The sequence below is a fragment of the Syntrophotaleaceae bacterium genome, from assembly GCA_041390365.1.
Lineage (GTDB): Bacteria > Desulfobacterota > Desulfuromonadia > Desulfuromonadales > Syntrophotaleaceae > JAWKQB01.
In genome coordinates this window covers 1,034,331-1,051,431 of the sequence record JAWKQB010000002.1, presented here as the reverse complement: position 1 = coordinate 1,051,431, position 17,101 = coordinate 1,034,331, and the positions used below count along the sequence as shown (strand labels likewise).

16 protein-coding genes and 1 other annotated feature are annotated in these 17,101 nt (G+C 57.4%); of the genes, 1 reads left to right on the top strand and 15 read right to left on the bottom strand.

Translation table 11 applies throughout. The features are described from left to right. Nucleotides 1-85 precede the first annotated feature (85 nt). Nucleotides 86-418 carry a hypothetical protein gene (locus R2940_11960; GenBank protein ID MEZ4600493.1) on the top strand — a complete coding sequence of 111 codons (333 nt, stop codon included), beginning with the start codon at nucleotides 86-88 and terminating at the stop codon, nucleotides 416-418. A gap of 429 nt (nucleotides 419-847) precedes the next feature. Here the strand turns inward: R2940_11960 and R2940_11955 are convergent, their stop codons facing one another. From R2940_11955 to R2940_11885, 15 genes are all read right to left on the bottom strand, one after another. Then, complete coding sequence (locus R2940_11955; protein MEZ4600492.1) at nucleotides 848-1,252, bottom strand: PilZ domain-containing protein; 405 nt, start codon at nucleotides 1,250-1,252, stop codon at nucleotides 848-850. Between the two features lie 390 nt (nucleotides 1,253-1,642). Beyond that, the gene (locus R2940_11950) at nucleotides 1,643-1,978 is read right to left on the bottom strand and encodes a hypothetical protein (protein MEZ4600491.1); all 336 of its coding nucleotides are present in this window, start codon (nucleotides 1,976-1,978) and stop codon (nucleotides 1,643-1,645) included. Nucleotides 1,979-2,089: 111 nt separating this feature from the next. After that, nucleotides 2,090-3,055, bottom strand: a complete 966-nt coding sequence (locus tag R2940_11945; protein MEZ4600490.1) for an omptin family outer membrane protease — start codon at nucleotides 3,053-3,055, stop codon at nucleotides 2,090-2,092. Between the two features lie 57 nt (nucleotides 3,056-3,112). Further along, complete coding sequence (truA, locus tag R2940_11940) at nucleotides 3,113-3,847, bottom strand: tRNA pseudouridine(38-40) synthase TruA (GenBank protein ID MEZ4600489.1); 735 nt, start codon at nucleotides 3,845-3,847, stop codon at nucleotides 3,113-3,115. Nucleotides 3,848-4,079: 232 nt separating this feature from the next. After that, complete coding sequence (locus R2940_11935) at nucleotides 4,080-5,099, bottom strand: aspartate-semialdehyde dehydrogenase (protein MEZ4600488.1); 1,020 nt, start codon at nucleotides 5,097-5,099, stop codon at nucleotides 4,080-4,082. 146 nt (nucleotides 5,100-5,245) lie between these two features. Beyond that, nucleotides 5,246-6,310, bottom strand: coding sequence for a 3-isopropylmalate dehydrogenase (locus R2940_11930; protein ID MEZ4600487.1), 1,065 nt, complete (start codon nucleotides 6,308-6,310; stop codon nucleotides 5,246-5,248). A 178-nt stretch (nucleotides 6,311-6,488) separates the two neighbouring features. Beyond that, a complete protein-coding gene (locus tag R2940_11925) occupies nucleotides 6,489-7,019 on the bottom strand; it encodes a 3-isopropylmalate dehydratase small subunit (GenBank protein ID MEZ4600486.1) in 531 nt (176 codons plus the stop codon). Nucleotides 7,020-7,053: 34 nt separating this feature from the next. Next, nucleotides 7,054-8,334 (bottom strand): 3-isopropylmalate dehydratase large subunit, encoded by a 1,281-nt coding sequence (locus tag R2940_11920; GenBank protein ID MEZ4600485.1) that lies wholly within the window; start codon nucleotides 8,332-8,334, stop codon nucleotides 7,054-7,056. Nucleotides 8,335-8,476: 142 nt separating this feature from the next. After that, nucleotides 8,477-10,015: a 2-isopropylmalate synthase gene (locus R2940_11915; protein MEZ4600484.1), complete on the bottom strand. Its 1,539-nt coding sequence runs from the start codon at nucleotides 10,013-10,015 to the stop codon at nucleotides 8,477-8,479. A 205-nt stretch (nucleotides 10,016-10,220) separates the two neighbouring features. Then, nucleotides 10,221-10,451 (bottom strand) — a binding site (T-box leader). A 121-nt stretch (nucleotides 10,452-10,572) separates the two neighbouring features. After that, nucleotides 10,573-11,226, bottom strand: a complete 654-nt coding sequence (locus R2940_11910; protein ID MEZ4600483.1) for a phosphatidylserine decarboxylase family protein — start codon at nucleotides 11,224-11,226, stop codon at nucleotides 10,573-10,575. Between the two features lie 169 nt (nucleotides 11,227-11,395). Next, a complete protein-coding gene (gene ilvC / locus R2940_11905; protein MEZ4600482.1) occupies nucleotides 11,396-12,412 on the bottom strand; it encodes a ketol-acid reductoisomerase in 1,017 nt (338 codons plus the stop codon). Between the two features lie 85 nt (nucleotides 12,413-12,497). Beyond that, entirely contained in the window at nucleotides 12,498-12,989 is a 492-nt protein-coding gene (gene ilvN, locus R2940_11900) for an acetolactate synthase small subunit (GenBank protein ID MEZ4600481.1), read from the bottom strand. A gap of 190 nt (nucleotides 12,990-13,179) precedes the next feature. Then, a complete protein-coding gene (gene ilvB / locus R2940_11895; GenBank protein ID MEZ4600480.1) occupies nucleotides 13,180-14,877 on the bottom strand; it encodes a biosynthetic-type acetolactate synthase large subunit in 1,698 nt (565 codons plus the stop codon). 70 nt (nucleotides 14,878-14,947) lie between these two features. Further along, complete coding sequence (gene ilvD / locus R2940_11890; protein MEZ4600479.1) at nucleotides 14,948-16,621, bottom strand: dihydroxy-acid dehydratase; 1,674 nt, start codon at nucleotides 16,619-16,621, stop codon at nucleotides 14,948-14,950. 238 nt (nucleotides 16,622-16,859) lie between these two features. Next, a complete protein-coding gene (locus R2940_11885) occupies nucleotides 16,860-17,081 on the bottom strand; it encodes a YdcH family protein (protein ID MEZ4600478.1) in 222 nt (73 codons plus the stop codon). Nucleotides 17,082-17,101: the final 20 nt, after the last annotated feature.

The following is a 17,101-nucleotide window of genomic DNA, read 5'->3' as shown; positions in this document are numbered from 1 at the left end:
AGCCAATTTCTCATCCGGCGGAAAACGGACCAGCATGGATCTCGACCCCGATCTTGCTGAGGACGCCCTTTTCGATGACCGGGTTTTGGGTGGAGGGGATTTTGTCGAGCGGACTTTGGGGCTTGCTGACCAGATTTCTGCAAATAAGAAATTTTCCCTGGCGGATCTCATCGACTTGGTGGCCAGCCATTTTGCCATCGAAAAGTCGACGTTAAAACAACCGAGCAAAAAACGGGCTTTGCCCCAGGCAAAAGCGGTCATTTGTTATGTGGCAATCAGACTGCTGAAATTAAGGGGAGTCGACATTGCACCTTCACTTGCCTACACCCCCGCCGCTGTTTCTCACGCCGCAAACAGGGGGGAGCAGATCGTTCTGAAAGAGGCGGAATTGAAGGCAAAGGTGGAAAAGATTTTATAATTTTCAAGAACGTCCCCTCAGAGTTCCTTGAAAGTTGAAAATTGGGCAATCAGCGTCTTAACAGCTTTGCGAAGAGCGGCATCCTCTTCCAAGTCACGTTCAAATGCCCGGCATATTTTTGTTGCCGCCGAAGCGCTCTCACACCCCACTAATTCGCATATTGTCAACGGGAATCGAAAATTGCTCTGCCAGCGAACCCGCCTGACTGGAATCGCCGAGGCGCGGGCGGCATTCTGCTATCTGGCCGTTGGTGTGAAGGGTTGCAATGGTGCGGATGTTGCTTCGAATGCTTGGACTGTCGCGGGCGGGGGTGAGTATTGCGGTCGGCCGGGGAAAGATCCTTCTCCAGGCACGGCCGATGTTGCGGGACGAGCTTAATTGACTCGCTAGCAACCTCCCCCCACCCGCCTTACCGTCAGGAACTGCTCATCAAGGACGGGGCTTTGGCACCTGCCTGCCGACATATTGCGAGTCGATAAAATCAGACAATCTATCCTGGCCCGCTTTCGATACATAGATGAACTCGCATCCGCAGCCGATATGGTCAAGGGTCTCATGATCCAGGATCCATTGAACCTCAAGCTCGATGTTGAGTTCGATGTCCAAGGCCGCTTCCCCTTCTAATTTGACAAGTCTTAGCTTGTCCCCGATCTTGGGGAAAATACGCATTTCTTTATTCAATGAAAAATGCAACCCGCCTCTGCTGACGTTGAGTATAGAGGCGCTGAAAAAGATTTCCGTCTCACGAACAAAAATGAAAAGGCCTTTGATGTTATCTTCGATGGAAAAATAAGCCCTGCCGTGCTTTCTCCTGTCAACACTCTCAGTTGCCATGATATCTCCCTTTAGGATTAATCCATTCCCCTCTGAATTATTCAGACAATCATTGCGAAAAAAACATTTTTTTCGCTTGTGCCCAAAACCCTGCACGAATAACCTGCCTCAATCAATACCAACACTTGCACAAACTCATTAATCGGGTCAATCAAAAACTCTGCCTGCCTTACTACCAGACTTCCTTTCATCAGGCAAAGCCCTTGCGGCGAAGTGATGGCATCGGTAGGCGGTATTCGTGGGACTTTCTTCGGGGCCGGGGGCCGTATCCACTGTTGGTGTGATGGCTTGCAATAGTGCGGATGTTGCTCGAATGCCGGAATGTCGCGGGCGGGGGTGAGGCCTTTCTTGCCGGGCGCAATGAATTATTACTCTTGGAATCGGCGCCGATCAGTGGAGGGTTACATTCACGGGAAAGGGACGAAGACCTGGGGAATAGCCGTCCAGATGCAGGGCAACTCCTGAATTTTCAGCCTTGCGGAATCGGGCCAGGTCGGCCATTTGGCCGGAATAATCTGCAGCGGTCGTTTCCATGGGCGGCTTTTCCAGACTTCTAGGTGTCAGGCCGAATTCGACCAGATAGGTGACGGCAAAGAGGAGGGCTTCATCAGGCCCTTTGGCTTGAACCCAGACCTTTGCAAGCCCATAATCGAAAAGACCCAGATGCGGCCGGGGCCTCAGGGGAATGGCTTCGCAGGTCAAAAGGTAGATTTTGATTTCGGCCATTATGGACTCCAGGGAGAAGAAAAAAACCCTGGGAAACAATAGCAGGCCCGAGGAATGGTGCAATTCGATGATTGAAAAAAGTGGACGAAAAGAATTTCTATGGCGGGATGATCAGAAATCGCAGCCGATCGACAGGTAGGCGCTGTACTGCTCGCTTTCGACTCTGTTGTCGATCGTATGACTCCATGTGCCTGCGAGGTAGGCATGGGACCGTCCTTCCGACTCGATACGCATCGCTTCGGCATCTACAACGATGAACCAGCGCGGATGGAAATCATATCGCCCTTTCAGGCGGACAAACCAGGCGTCGCCCTCCCAGTCATGATCCGAATAGTAGGACAGGCCCCGCAGAAGATGGTGGTCTTCATCCTTGAAATCGACAAAAGGCGCATAGGCTCCGCCGAGGTGCAAAAGAAACTTCTGCGCCACATTCATTTCCAGGGACAGGTCCAGATAGGGGATCTGATATTCGGCCTCGTAGGTCAGAACCACTCCGGGAACAATATCATGCGGGATTGCAGGGGCAGAAGGGTACCATTGGTCGAGGTTTGAAATATCAAAATCGAATTTCTGGTATTTGTAGCCAAGCCCGACAAACCAGGAAAAAAAGATGTCCGACCTGTTTTTCCGATCGATACTGAACTGGCCAACCTTACAGGAAATCTTCCCTTCGAGGAGCAGCGCCTCCATGTCCGTATCAGATTCAGAGTAGACGTCCAGGGTATCAGCTGTGCTCCCGTTAAAAATGCCCCAGTCCGAATCCTCCATATTCCCGGTATCATCGGTGATGTTGGTCGCGGCACTGGCCATCAACGACCAGCGCTTGGCAAAATCGACATTGACGGTGCCCTTGACCATAAATGCGTCAAGGGGAAATTTCAGTTCACTCAGGGGGAAGTGGATCTCGTAGACTCCCGTCGCATCAACTACCGTGCCGCCGACCTGATATTGGGTGTCGCCGGCCAGATAGCCGCCTCCCACTGAGGCGGAGATTTCTCCTTCAGCCGGGTTGTTCAAAATAAAAAAGAAACAGCAGATCGATGTCAGGATTCTGGCCGGGGAAATCAAGTTCGACATAAGTCCACCTTCCAAAACAAATTCATTCGCCAGGATTTTCGCAATCCATAACCGCACTCAATACCAGACCTCCATCAGGCAAAGACCCTGAGGGGGGGCGGTGGCTCCAGGAGAAATGCCTGAACCTGCTGCAAGCAGTGCACCAACATCGGAAGCGGGGCGCTTGCCGAAGCCGATTTCGACCAGGGTGCCGACCATCACCCGGACCATGTTGCGCAGAAAGCCGCTTCCCTTGACATCCAGATGCACCAGATCACCTTCGCGAAGGATCTCGAAGGAGTAGATTTCCTTTTCGGTGCTGCGTGCCTCGCAGCCTGCCGTCCGGAATGCCGAGAAATCATGGAGCCCGACAAAACCCCTGGCGGCATCGGCCATTGCCTGCAGATCGAGGGAACCACGGATGTGCCAGGAATATCGCCACTGCAGGGGGGAAGGCACTTGATTCAGATAAAGGGTGTAGCGATACCATTTGCCCCGGGCATCGAACCGGGAATGAAAATTCTCTGCGGCCTCTTCGGCGGCCCTGATGGCAATGTCCCGCGGCAAATAGCGATTGACCCCTTCCCGGAAGGCCGATAGGGGCAGGTTCCTGTCGGTGCGGAAATGAGCGATCATACCGCGGGCATGCACCCCAGCATCGGTGCGGCCGGAACTGTGCAGACGGACCGATGCCTGCAGTACCTGCCCCAGGGCCTCTTCAACGATCTGCTGAATGGAGAGCCCGTTGGGTTGCCGCTGCCAGCCGACATATTCGGTGCCGTCGTATTCCAGAGTCAGCTTGATGGTTCTCATTGACGATTCTCAAGTATTTCCAAATCGAAATCGAAATCGGGATCGAAATCGGGTTTCTAGCCTTGGAAGTGCCGTCCGTTTCAGGTCCAATGCAGTGACAGACCGAGGCCAAAATCCGATCCCGATTTCGATTTCGATCCCGATGAATCCCAGGGCGAAAATTGCAAAAAGGGGGGGCCGCAAAGCCCCCCCTTCCTTTTTCCACAGTTGCCGAGCATTGGAGACCGGAAAATCAGAGATATTTTTCTGCCAGAATCTCCGCAATCTGCACGGCATTGGTGGCTGCGCCTTTGCGCAGGTTGTCAGCCACCACCCAGAGGTTGAGGGCGTTGGCGACCGATGCATCCTCCCGGATGCGGCCGACGAAGGTCAGGTCCTGTCCGGCGGCGTCGATGGCCATGGGGTATTCCAGGTGGGCGACATCGTCGACCAGTTTTACGCCGGGGGCTTTTGCCAGAAGCTCACGTGCCTTTTCGACCGTGATCTTGACAGCGGTCTCGACATTGACCGACTCGCTGTGGCTGTAGAAGACCGGCACCCGGACGGTGGTGGCCGTGACCCCGATCTTGGAGTCCCCGAGAATCTTGCGGGTCTCGTTGACCATCTTCATCTCTTCCTTGGTATAGCCGTTATCCAGGAAGACGTCGATCTGCGGCAGACAGTTGAAGGCGATCTGATGGGGATAGACTTTGCACTCGACGGGACGCCCGTTGAGCAGTTCGCCGCACTGGATGCGCAGTTCGTCGATGGCATTGCGCCCCGTGCCGGAAACAGCCTGATAGGTGGAGACCACGATCCGCTTGATGGTGCCGAAATCGTGCAGAGGCTTGAGAGCCACCACCATCTGGATGGTGGAGCAGTTGGGGTTGGCAATGATCCCCTTGTTCTTGTACAGGGCGATGTCCTGGGGATTGACCTCGGGCACCACCAGGGGCACGTCGGGATCCATACGCCAGGCGCTGGAGTTGTCGACGCAGACCGCTCCGGCGGCGGCGGCGATGGGGCAGAACTCCTCGCTGCGGGAGCCGCCGGCGCTGAACAGGGCGATATCGATGCCGGCGAAGGAATTCTTGTCCAGCTTCTGTACCATCAACTGCTCGCCTTTGAACTCCAGAAACTTGCCTTCGGAACGCTCCGAGGCGAGCAAACGCAGTTCTTTTATGGGAAATTTGCGTTCCGCGAGGACTTCGAGCATCTGTTGTCCAACGGCGCCGGTGGCGCCGGCAACAGCGACATTGAATTGTTTGGCCATAACAGTAAAAATCCTTACAGAAAGGGGTTAAACATTGGTCCTGGGTTCGCAAAACGGTCATCGGGATGCCCGATAAAATCAATCGGGCATCCCGTCGAGTTTGCGAAACACCGGTACTGGCTTTGGATCTCCAAGCCGCCCCTTTGTTATTTCACCAGCGAGGCGACGTAATCCCCGATCTCGGTAGTGCCCATGCCCATCTTGCCGGCGGAAAGGCTCTTGATCCTGCCGGAAGCCAGGGCGTCGTTCACCGCCTTGTCGATGGCCTTGGCGGCGGCGTCTTCGCCGAGTGTTTCAAGCATCATACCGGCCGAGCAGATGGCGGCCAGGGGATTGATGACATTCTTGCCGGTATACTTCGGCGCGCTGCCGCCGATCGGTTCGAACATGGAGACCCCTTGCGGATTGATGTTGCCGCCGGCGGCGATGCCCATACCGCCCTGGATCATGGCGCCGAGGTCGGTGATGATGTCACCGAAGAGGTTGGCGGTGACGATCACATCGTAGAATTCGGGGCTTTTCACCATCCACATGGTGCAGGCGTCGACATGGTTGTAATCCTGCTTGATGTCGGGGAAGTCGGCGTCACCCACTTCCTTGTGGGTGCGAACCCAGAGGTCGCCGACGTGGGTCAGGACGTTGCACTTGTGGACCAGGGTCAGGGTCTTTTTCCTGTTCCGCTTGCGGGCGTATTCATAGGCATAGCGGATGCAGCGCTCGACGACCGGGCGGCTGTAGACCATCAGCTGGGTGGCGATCTCCTGTGAGGTGCCGACCATGGTCGCACCGCCCATGCCGGTATAGATGCCGCCGGTATTTTCGCGGACGACGACGAAATCGATATGCTCGGGGCCTTTGTCCTTGAGCGGGGTTTCGACGTTGGGATAGAGCTTGACCGGCCGCAGGTTGATGTACTGGTCCAGCGCGAAACGGAGCTTGAGCAGGATGCCCAGTTCCAGGATCCCCGGTTTGACGTCGGGATGGCCGATGGCGCCCAGGTAGATCGAATCATGTTTCTTCAACTCGCCGATGGCGCTGTCGGGAAGGCATTCACCGGTGCGCATGTAGCGTTCGCCGCCGAAGTCGTACTCCTGGTAGTTGAACTTGATACCGTAAATGGAGGAAACGGCGTCCAGCACCTTTACGCCTTCGCGCAGAACTTCGGGGCCGGTGCCGTCACCGGGCATCAGAGCGATATTGTAGGATTTCATTTCTGACAGTTCCTTTCTTCTCGTCAAAATCGGGTTTCGCATCAGCGCCTTGGCAGGGTCAGAACCGCCCCGCAGCCGGACCGGAACGGCCCCGCGGTAGCGGCGCCACTATAGTGGGCGGCGATGCGTTTGTCAAATGCATTCCGTGAACCGGGGTCGACAAAAGCCGGGAAAAATCTCAGTAACGCGCGTCGGCGAACTCCACCCAGCCTCCGGCTTCAACCAGGGCCTTGTCGAAGGAGGAGACGGCGAAGCTGAACCGCTCCTCCCGGCCGCCTGCGGTCGCTGTCAGCTGCTGACCGGCCAGGTCGACGGCGATTTTCACCGTACCCAGCTTCGACAGGGCGAAGAGCCGATCGATGTCTGCGGATGGAAGTTCGATGGCCAGCATGCCGCAGTTGAACATGTTCTGGCGGAAGATGCGCGCGTAGCCCTCGGCGATCACCGTGTAGATGCCGTTGACCTCCAGGGACCAGGGAGCGTGCTCGCGGGACGAACCGCAGCCGAAATTCTTGCGGGTGACGATGACAGTCGCCTGTCGCAGAGCTTCCCCCTGGGGATCGAAACCGGGCAGGCTCAGGTCCTCGAGCAGGTAGGGCTTGAGTGCATCCTTGGTGACCTCGGTCAGGTAACGGGCGGGGATGATTTCGTCGGTATTGATATCGGACCGGTCCAGAAAAATGGCCTGTCCGCCGAATGTTCTGTTCATGGTGATGGGTGCTCCTATCTGAGATGAAAACCGATTACAGGTCCCTCGGGTCGGTAATGACCCCCTTGACGCCGGTGGCCGCGGCCGTAGCCGGGCTCATGAGATGAACCATCCCCCCCTGCCCCATGCGTCCCTGGAAATTCCGGTTGCTGGTGGCGGCGCAGGCTTCTCCGGGGGCCAGCACCCCGTTGCTCATGCCGAGGCAGGCGCCGCAGGTCGGATTGGTAATGCAGAAACCGGCCTCCATGAAGATCGCGAGAATCCCCTGATCCATGGCCTGGCGGAATATTTTGGGCGACGCCGGCGACAGGATGCCGCGGACGCCGGGAGCCAGCTTGCGCCCCTTGAGTACGGCGGCGGCCTGCTCCAGATCCTCGAGTCGACCGTTGGTGCAGGTGCCGATATAGACCTGGTTCACCGGGGTGCCCTGCATGTCCCTGGCGGACTTGACGCAATCGGGCTTGTAGTCATAGGTGACTTGAGGCTCGAGATTCGAGACGTCGAGGTCGATCACCCGTTCGTAGTCGGCATCGGCGTCGGAATGCCATTTGCGGAAATCCGCCAGAGCCGCTTCCTTGCTTGCATACTCGCTGCTGATGAAAGGCCACAGGTAGTCGACGGTCACCTGGTCGGGCAGGCAGATGCCGCAGGTGCCGCCGGCCTCGATGGCCATGTTGGTCAGAGTCATGCGGGCGTCCATGCTCATGGCGTCGACGACGGGACCGCGGAATTCGATCACCCGGTCGGTGGCGCCGTTGACGCCCAGCAGGCCGATGACATGGAGGATGACGTCCTTGGACACCACCTGTTCAGGCAGCTTGCCGGTGATGTTGACCAGGATGCTGGCCGGCTTGCGGAAGGCGCAGACCCCCTTGAGAATGCCCACTTCCAGGTCGGTGGTGCCGACCCCGGCGGCAAAAGCCCCGAAAGCGCCATGAGTACAGGTGTGGCTATCGCCCATGATCACCGTGAATCCCGGGCGGATGAACCCCTTTTCTGGAAACAGAACATGACAGACGCCGTTCTGTCCGATATCGAAGAAGTCGGCAATCTCGTGCCGCTTGGCCCAATCCCGCAGGATCTTCCCCTGAATGGCGGTCTTGCTGTCCTTGGCGGGCGTGACATGATCGATCACGGCCTTGATCTTATGTCGATCGAACACCCGGTCCTTGCCCCGCCATTCGAGGTCGGCGATGGCAACGGGGGTGGTTATCTCGTGGCAGAGCACTCGGTCCAGATCGAGCACGTAGGTTCCCGGAAACGGCTCATCCCGCAGATGAGCCTCGAAGATCTTTTGAGCGATTGTCTTTCCCATCGACTTCTCCTTGATATATCGCCTGCAAGCTTCTCAGGCTTGATCGCTCCGGGCAGAGCCCGGAGCGCTGTCATTGTTTCTGATAGATCCTGCTTGGGAGTGCAAAAAACCCTCAGTGGCAGGTGCCCCGCGTAACGGCCGGTTAAAGACCTTCCGTGATCCGAGTCAGCACCGTCGCCAGTTTGTTCAGGGCATTGATGTAGGCCTTGGCGCTGGCCACGATAATATCCGGATGGGCGCCCTGCCCCAGCACCTCGCGGCCATCCAGCCCAAGACGCACGGTGCATTCGCCCTGCGCATCGGTGCCGCCGGTGATGGCGCCGACGGTGAAGCTGAGCAGCCGGGCCTTGCTTTTGGTCAATTTCTTGATCGCCTTGAAGGTCGCGTCCACCGGACCTCCCCCCATAACGGCCATTTTTTTGATTTTGCCGTCGATCTCCAGGGCCACGGTGGCGGTGGGCGCAGCAAAGGACCCGGAGGCAACGCTCATCTCCACCAGCTTGTACCTCTCCGGAATACGCACGATTTCATCGGCGACGATCGCGTCCAGGTCCTCGTCGTAGATATCCTTCTTCTTGTCGGCCAGGGCCTTGAAGCGAACGAAAGCCTTGTCGAGATCCTCTTTGGACAGATCGTAGCCGAGCTCGACCAGACGTTGCCCGAAAGCGTGCCTTCCGGAATGTTTGCCGAGAACCAGCTTATTCTGGGTCAGTCCAATCGATTCGGGGGTCATGATTTCGTAGGTCGATTTTTCCATCAGCACGCCGTGCTGATGAATGCCGGCCTCATGGGCAAAGGCGTTGGCGCCGACAATGGCCTTGTTGGGCTGCACCACGATCCCGGTGATGGTCGACAGCAGTTTGCTGGCCGCGTAGATGTGTTCGGTCACCACATCTGTCCTGAAAGCCAGGATGTCGTGACGGGTACGCAGCGCCATGACGACTTCTTCGAGAGAACAGTTCCCGGCCCGCTCGCCGATGCCGTTGATGGTGCACTCCACCTGCCCGGCGCCGGCTTGCACGGCTGCGAGGCTGTTGGCAACAGCAAGGCCGAGATCGTTGTGGCAGTGCACGGATATGGTCGCCTGCTCGATGTTGGGCACGTTTTCCTTCAGATACCGGATGATGTTGAAATATTCCGACGGAATGGTGTAGCCCACCGTATCGGGGATGTTCACCACCTTGGCCCCGGCGGCAATGACCTCCCGGACAACCTGGGCCAGAAAGGGCAGACGGGTACGCACCGCATCCTCGGCGGAAAACTCGACGTTGGGGGTATAACCGGCCGCCCGCTTGACCGCGGCCACGGCGGTGTCGATCACCTGCTGCTCGCTCATCTTCAGCTTGTGCTTCATGTGAATGTCGCTGGTGGCGATGAACGTATGAATCCGTCCCCTTTCACCGGCGTATTTCAGCGCGTTCCAGGCGCAGTCGATATCCTTGTCGTTGGCCCGGGACAATCCGGCAATCTGGGTGCCCTTGATCGTTTTGGCCACTTTCCTGACGGCTTCGAAATCCCCTTCGGAAGCGATGGGAAAGCCCGCTTCGATGACATCGACATTGAGTTTTTCCAGTTGGGAGGCGATGCGCAGCTTCTCCTCGATATTCATACTGGCGCCGGGTGACTGCTCGCCATCCCGCAAAGTGGTATCAAAAATCTTTATGGTCTTGGTCTCTTCCATTGGTCCTCCAGAAAGGTTGTCGCCGTGCCGCCGACCGGGGCGGTCAAGTGCAGGTCAAAAAACTTGATTTCGGATATTCTCTCCATAAAGCCGACTCGATTTAGGTCTCCAAGATCGGATTCCACAAGACCACCCCCTTTCGTGCCTGTATGATGTGTTGTGCCATTGAAGTCGTGGTTACAGGCGCGAAAAAGCTCCCGACCCCAACAGGGGCGAGAGCTTGAGCTTCGCGGTACCACCCTGATTCGGTCGCCGGTGGGCGACCCTCGATGACCCTTTTACGCAGGGATACGACGACAGCTGAGACCGTCAGGATGACCGGTGTTCACCGTCGCGGCTCCGAGGCGAGTTCGACCTTTCCCTGTACCGGCTCGCAGCGACCGCCGGCTCTCTCCAACAGGGGCAAAGACCTACTACTCCTCTTCACAGCCTTTCTTTGATGTCGCTCTATAAAACAGTCAAGCACGGAGAATGTCAAGGTTTTTTGCCGGAAGGACCCGTTTGCCCCGACGATTTTCGGCTAAACGATACCTCGTTTCAAACGCCGAAATAAAACGTCATGCCTGTTCCTTGAAATAGCCCAGCAGGGTTTCGCCCGCCTTGACGCGGTCTCCGACCTTCGCCAGCACATCGGATTCGAGGGGGAAATAGACATCCACCCTGGAGCCGAAACGGATCAGGCCGAATCGCGCTCCTCGTTCCAGCACCTGACCGACGACCGGGTAGGTGACAATCCGCCGGGCGATCAAACCGGCGATCTGCACGCAGAGCAGACGATGGCCGGAGGGATGTTCCAGCAGCATTCCGGCCTGTTCGTTCTGCAAGGACGCCTTATCCAGAGATGCATTGAAAAATTCGCCCTTGTTGTAGAACATTTCGACGACTTTGCCGCTGCAGGGAGCCCGGTTGACATGCACGTCGAACACCGACATGAAAATGCTGACCTTGATGGTCTCGGCCTGAAAATAACGCTCTTCGAAAACGTTGCCGACGAAAACCACTTTGCCGTCGGCGGGAGAGACGACAGCGGTATCATCGGCCGAAATGAAGCGTTCCGGATTGCGGAAGAAAAAAACCGTAAACAGAGTCAGAGCCAGCAATACAATGGTCAGAAACCCCCAGCCAAGCAGGGCAAAGACCAGCGTGACGAAAGCGAACAAACCGATGAACGGATACCCTTCGCTGGCCACAGGTTGTTGCTGATTTTTCATGTCGCAAACCTCTTGAGGATCTGAAAAACGTCCTTCCGGATACGCAAAGCCGGGCATTCGCATCTGCAAATGCCCGGATTACGAAAACGAAGATAAGGGACAGGGCGACAGCCGAACCCCAGGACTCGGCAGCCTTCCGGGAAATCCCTGTCCCTGACAACGTTCTATATCAGTTTCGTTCCTTGTTCACAACCTTATTCTTGCCGATCCAGCTCATCATGCCGCGCAGCTTGGCGCCGACTTCCTCGATCTGGTGGGCCTGCCCCTTGCGGCGAAGAGCTTTGAGCACCGGCTGGTTGGCCTTGTTCTCGAGAAGAAACTCCCGGGCGAATTCACCGCTTTGAATCTCTCCCAGAATTTTCTTCATTTCCTTTTTCGTCTCCTCGGTCACGACGCGGGGACCGCGGGTCAGATCGCCGTACTCGGCGGTATTGGAGATGGAATAGCGCATGTCAGCGATACCGCCTTCGTACATCAGGTCGACGATAAGCTTCAGTTCATGCAGGCATTCGAAGTAGGCCATCTCCGGTGCATAGCCTGCTTCAACCAGTGTTTCAAAACCGGCCTGCACCAGGGCGCTGGCTCCGCCGCAAAGAACGGCCTGTTCACCGAACAGGTCGGTCTCGGTCTCTTCCTTGAAAGTGGTTTCGATAATGCCGGCGCGCCCGCCGCCGTTGGCGCTGGCATAGGCCAGGGCGATCTCCTTGGTGTCTCCGGCGGGGTCCTGGTAGATGGCAATCAGGGAAGGTACGCCGCCACCCTTGGTGTATTCGTGCCGAACCATGTGGCCGGGGCCCTTGGGAGCCACCATGAAGACATTGACGTCGGGTTTGGGCACAACCTGTCCGAAATGAATGTTGAACCCGTGACTGAATGCCAGATAGGCGCCCTTTTTCATGTTGGGCTCGATGGTCTCGCGATAGAGGTCGCCCTGCAGCTCGTCCGGGACGAGAACCATGATGACATCGGCCACTTTGACCGCCTCAGCGGTTTCCATCACGGTCAGACCTGCTTTTTCGGCCTTGGCCCGGGTGGCACTGCCGCCCCGAAGCCCGACCACAACGTCGATCCCGCTCTCCTTGAGATTATTGGCATGGGCGTGGCCTTGGCTGCCATAACCGATTATGGCGACTTTTTTCCCCTTCAGAACGCCCAGATTGGCATCTTTGTCGTAATATACCTTCATTTCCTTGTTCCTCCTCGATGCGATATATTGTATTGCGAAATGTTTCCTGCTTATAGCACAACCGGTCGGCCGCGCCAATCTCTTTTCAGCCGCTCCAGCCCTTGGGTCCCCTTCCCAGCACCACTGGACCTGATCGCACCAGTTCCTTGATGCCCATGGGCCGCAGCAGGTCGACCACCGCATTGATCTTGGACGGTGCTCCGGTGATTTCAATAGTGTAGGATCGGGGTGTGACGTCCACGACCTTGGCCCGGAAAATATCCACGATGCGCAAAACCTCGGCCCGGCTGTTCTCCTCGGCCGCTACCTTGACCAGGGCCAGTTCCCGTTCCACATATTCCGTGCCGGTAAAATCGATGACCTTGATCGTATCGATCAGCTTGTTGAGCTGCTTGTTGATCTGCTCCAGAATCCGGTCGTCACCGCGGGTCACCAGAGTCATCCGGGAGACGCTGGGATCGAGGGTGGGCGCTACTGAAAGGCTCTCGATATTGAAGCCGCGCCCTGAAAAAAGGCCGGCTATGCGGCTCAGTACGCCAAACTCGTTCTCCACCAGAACCGAAATGGTATGTTTCATTGCAATCACTCCATAGGGGTCATGTTTGGCGTCGCAAAAACTCGCCAACGGCAGCATTGCGGAAGTGGCTCTCGTCACTGCGGCGTATCCGAGTACGCCTCATTCCTCGATTCATGCGCGCCTTGCATTTGCACTTTTTGCTTAGCCATTCAAACTTTTGCTTTGCGAAAGCATTCTGTCTGGAGAGCGGTCAGCTGGCTAGAACCATCTCGTTGATCGCCGCACCTGCCGGAACCATCGGCAGGACGTTCTCTTCGGGATCCACCTTGAACTCCATGATCACCGGGCCCGGAGTGCCCAATGCCTTGCGGATGACCCCTTCGACCTCGTGCGGTTTGGTGGCCCTGAGGCCGGTGGCCCCGTAGGCCTCGGCCAGCTTGACGAAATCGATGGGCAGCTCCAGGTTGGTCTGGCTGTACCGTCGATTGAAGAACAGCTCCTGCCACTGCCGCACCATGCCGAGGAAGTTGTTGTTGAGAATGGCGATTTTCACCGGCAGACCGAACTGCACCAGCGTGGCCAGCTCCTGGGAATTCATCTGGAAGGATCCGTCCCCGGAGATGTCGATCACCTGGCGATCGGGACATCCGACCTGCGCACCCAGTGCCGCCGGCAGGCCGAAGCCCATGGTGCCGAGCCCACCGGAGGTGAGAAACGTACGGGGGCGGGCAAAATCGAAGAACTGTGCCGTCCACATCTGATGCTGGCCGACCTCTGTGGTGATGATGGCGTCTTCGGCGGTCAACTCGCGGATCTTTTCAATCACGAACTGAGGCTTGATGACAGTGGAGCTCGGGCTGTAGGTGAGCGGGAAATTTTTCTTCCAGTCGGCTATCTGCTCACGCCAGGGATTGCAGGCATCGATCATGACACGCAGTTTTTCCTTGTTCTCCCAGAGCTTTGCCACCAGTTTTGCCAGGACGTCCTTCAAATCGCCGACGATCGGCAGGTCGACGCGGACGTTTTTCTTTATCGAGGTCGGATCGATGTCGATGTGAATAATTTCGGCATGAGGGGCAAAAGAAGCGATCCGTCCCGTGACCCGGTCGTCGAAACGCGCGCCGATGGCGATCAGCAGGTCCGAGTTGGTCACCGCCATGTTGGCGTAATAGGTGCCGTGCATCCCGAGCATGCCGAGCGAAAGAGGGTTCCGCTTGGGAAAAGCGGACATCCCCATGAGAGTCGTGGTAACCGGGGTGCGGATAGTTTCTGCAAAACCGAGAAGATCGGCAGCGGCATTGCTGCCGGCAGCGCCCCCGCCGACATAGAGCACCGGTTTGCGAGCGGCCAGAATCATGTTCGCCGCCTTCTCCACCTGACGGATGTTGCCGCTGTAGGTCGGCTTGTAGCCGCGCATTTCCACCGAATCCGGATAGACGAAATCGGTGGTGGCCACCTGTACATCCTTGGGCAGATCGACCAGGACCGGACCGGGCCGTCCGGTACGGGCGATATAGAAAGCCTGTTTGATGATCCGAGCCAGATCCCTGATATCCTGAACCAGATAGTTGTGCTTGGTGACGGGCCGGGTGATGCCCACGATATCGGCCTCCTGGAAGGCGTCGTTACCGATCAGCGGAGTAGGCACCTGGCCGGTGAAGACCACCAGAGGAATCGAGTCCATGTAGGCCGTGGCGATGCCGGTAACCGTGTTGGTTGCCCCGGGCCCACTGGTGGCGATGGCGACTCCGACCTTGCCGGTAGCCCGCGCGTAACCGTCGGCCGCATGGACCGCAGCCTGTTCATGACGGGTCAGGATATGCTGAATCGGATAGTTCATCAGCTCATCGTAGATATTGATAACCGTCCCGCCGGGATACCCGAAGATGGTCTCCACACCTTCCAGTTGCAGGCACTCCAAAAGAATCTGAGCTCCGGTTTTTTTCACACAGCCTCCTGGTTTCCATCAGGAAAGGGGTTTTTTGAGATGATAATCGGCCGATTCGATCCCGGCCAATTTATTCGGCCCGACAAACTGCCCCGGTATTTGCCGAGGTCACCACGGCGGCGTAACGGGCCAGCCAACCCTTCTTGATTTTGGGCTCCGGCCTGCACCAATTCTCGCGGCGCTTCTCCAATACCGAATCCTCGACCAGCAGTTCCAGCCTCCGCCTGGGGATGTCCAGACGAATGCGGTCGCCGTCCTCAACCAGGGCGATGGGACCGCCCACGGCAGCTTCCGGCGAGACATGGCCGATGCACGGACCGCGCGTCCCCCCGGAAAACCGTCCGTCCGTGATCAAGGCCACGCTGTCGCCAAGGCCGAGCCCCATCAGGGTGGCGGTGGGAGCCAGCATTTCCCGCATGCCCGGCCCGCCCTTAGGCCCTTCGTAACGGATGACCACCACGTCCCCGGCAACGACCTGGCCACCCATGAGGGCCTCCATGGCCTGTTCCTCCGAATCGAAACAACGGGCCCGGCCTTCGAAGACCATCATGGCTTCCGACACCCCGGACTGCTTGACCACCGCTCCATCAGGCGCCAGATTTCCAGCCAGGATTGCGATGCCGCCCTCGGGCCTGACGGGATCGGAGATCGGATGAATGACTTCCTCATCGATCCGGGAGACGCTGGCGATGATCTCTTTGACTGAAGCTCCGCTCAGAGTCGGGTTGTCGAGTATGGAATCACGCAGCTGATACAGTACGCCCGGAACACCTCCGGCGGCGTCGAGGTCCTCCATGAAATACTTGCCCCCCGGATTCATGGACGAGAGCTGCGGGGTTTCCCGGCTCAAAAGATCGAAGGTCTCCAGAGGCAGGTCGACTTCAGCCTCGCGTGCTATGGACAGCAGGTGCAGCACGGTGTTGCTGGATCCACCCAGGGCCAGATCGACCCGGATGGCGTTTTCGAACGCCTCCCGAGTCAGAATCTGCCGGGGGGTTATATTGTCCCGGACCAGACCAACGATTCTTTCTCCTGAGGCGAAGGCGATGCGCCGCTTGAGGGAACTAACCGCCAGGGCCGTACCGCAGCCGACCAGACTCATGCCGAGCGTCTCGGTGAGAATGGCCATGGTGTTGGCGGTGAAAAGCCCCTGGCAGGAGCCGACCCCGGGGCAGGCCTTGTCTTCACAGGCCTGCAGTTCGCGCTCATCGATGGCGCCGGCCTTGTAGCGCGCCATGGCCTCGAAAGTGTCGGTAACAAAGGAGTAGCGCCGCCCCTTTTGTCCGGTTCCGGTCAGCATCGGCCCGGCCGTAACCACAATGCTTGGAATATCCAGCCGGGCAGCGGCCATCAGCATCCCCGGGGTGATCTTGTCGCAGTTCGTCAGCAGCACCAACCCGTCGAGGCGATGCGCTTCGGCGATCGATTCCACCATGTCGGCGATCAGTTCCCGGGTCGCCAGTGAATAGTGCATCCCCTTGTGCCCCATGGCGATGCCGTCGCACACCCCGGGGATGCCGAACAGAAAGGAATAGCCGCCTCCGGTATGCACCCCCTTCTCGATGAAACGTTCCAGATCCCTCATGCCGATGTGGCCCGGGATCAGATCGGTGAAGGAGGTGGCGATCCCGATCAGGGGTTTTCGCATTTCCGAGCGGGGAATACCCGTGCCCATCAGGAGGGCCCGGTGAGGAGCGCGCTCAAAGCCCAGGGTAATTGCGTCACTTCTTTTCTTGGTGGTCATAGGAAACGAACCTTTATCGTGCCGGAGTGAATGGAAAAAATCCCGTACGCCGTCCGGGAGCCGAACCCGGGCTGAACCCCTTTCGGGACATCCTCGATAATGTGATTAAGTTTTGGTCAGGAGATAAGCCTGGCCGGTGGGAAGTCAAACAGAATTTTAGGCATACAAAACAGGCCGTTCAACGCAGAAAGGGTTCGGGCATTGCCCAAACCCTTTCCGAACCGGTGCCTGATAAGGGCTATTCCCTGATTGATCTGCAGATCCGCTGCATTTCGTCCTTGCCGGCCAATTTCAGTTTTTGCATCTTTTTCCGTTCAAACTCTTCTTCCGGGGTCAGATAAGGTCTTTGATCCAGTGCGTGCAGCTGCTTCTCCAGAATCAAATGTTCCTCGAAGAGCCTGCGGAAATGCGCATTTTGGTCGCAAAGCCGCTGAATCTGAACCAGATCATGTTCTTCCATCGAGCACCTCCCTGGCAAGG

Coding starts and splice junctions, on each gene's coding strand:
- R2940_11910 (MEZ4600483.1), bottom strand. CDS start 11,226: ATGAAAAATCAGCAACAACCTGTGGCCAGCGAAGGGTATCCGTTCATC.
- R2940_11935 (MEZ4600488.1), bottom strand. CDS start 5,099: ATGGCCAAACAATTCAATGTCGCTGTTGCCGGCGCCACCGGCGCCGTT.
- R2940_11945 (MEZ4600490.1), bottom strand. CDS start 3,055: ATGTCGAACTTGATTTCCCCGGCCAGAATCCTGACATCGATCTGCTGT.
- R2940_11950 (MEZ4600491.1), bottom strand. CDS start 1,978: ATGGCCGAAATCAAAATCTACCTTTTGACCTGCGAAGCCATTCCCCTG.
- ilvC (MEZ4600482.1), bottom strand. CDS start 12,412: ATGAAGGTATATTACGACAAAGATGCCAATCTGGGCGTTCTGAAGGGG.
- R2940_11955 (MEZ4600492.1), bottom strand. CDS start 1,252: ATGGCAACTGAGAGTGTTGACAGGAGAAAGCACGGCAGGGCTTATTTT.
- R2940_11920 (MEZ4600485.1), bottom strand. CDS start 8,334: ATGGGAAAGACAATCGCTCAAAAGATCTTCGAGGCTCATCTGCGGGAT.
- truA (MEZ4600489.1), bottom strand. CDS start 3,847: ATGAGAACCATCAAGCTGACTCTGGAATACGACGGCACCGAATATGTC.
- R2940_11915 (MEZ4600484.1), bottom strand. CDS start 10,015: ATGGAAGAGACCAAGACCATAAAGATTTTTGATACCACTTTGCGGGAT.
- R2940_11930 (MEZ4600487.1), bottom strand. CDS start 6,310: ATGAAATCCTACAATATCGCTCTGATGCCCGGTGACGGCACCGGCCCC.
- R2940_11885 (MEZ4600478.1), bottom strand. CDS start 17,081: ATGGAAGAACATGATCTGGTTCAGATTCAGCGGCTTTGCGACCAAAAT.
- ilvD (MEZ4600479.1), bottom strand. CDS start 16,621: ATGACCACCAAGAAAAGAAGTGACGCAATTACCCTGGGCTTTGAGCGC.
- ilvN (MEZ4600481.1), bottom strand. CDS start 12,989: ATGAAACATACCATTTCGGTTCTGGTGGAGAACGAGTTTGGCGTACTG.
- R2940_11925 (MEZ4600486.1), bottom strand. CDS start 7,019: ATGAACAGAACATTCGGCGGACAGGCCATTTTTCTGGACCGGTCCGAT.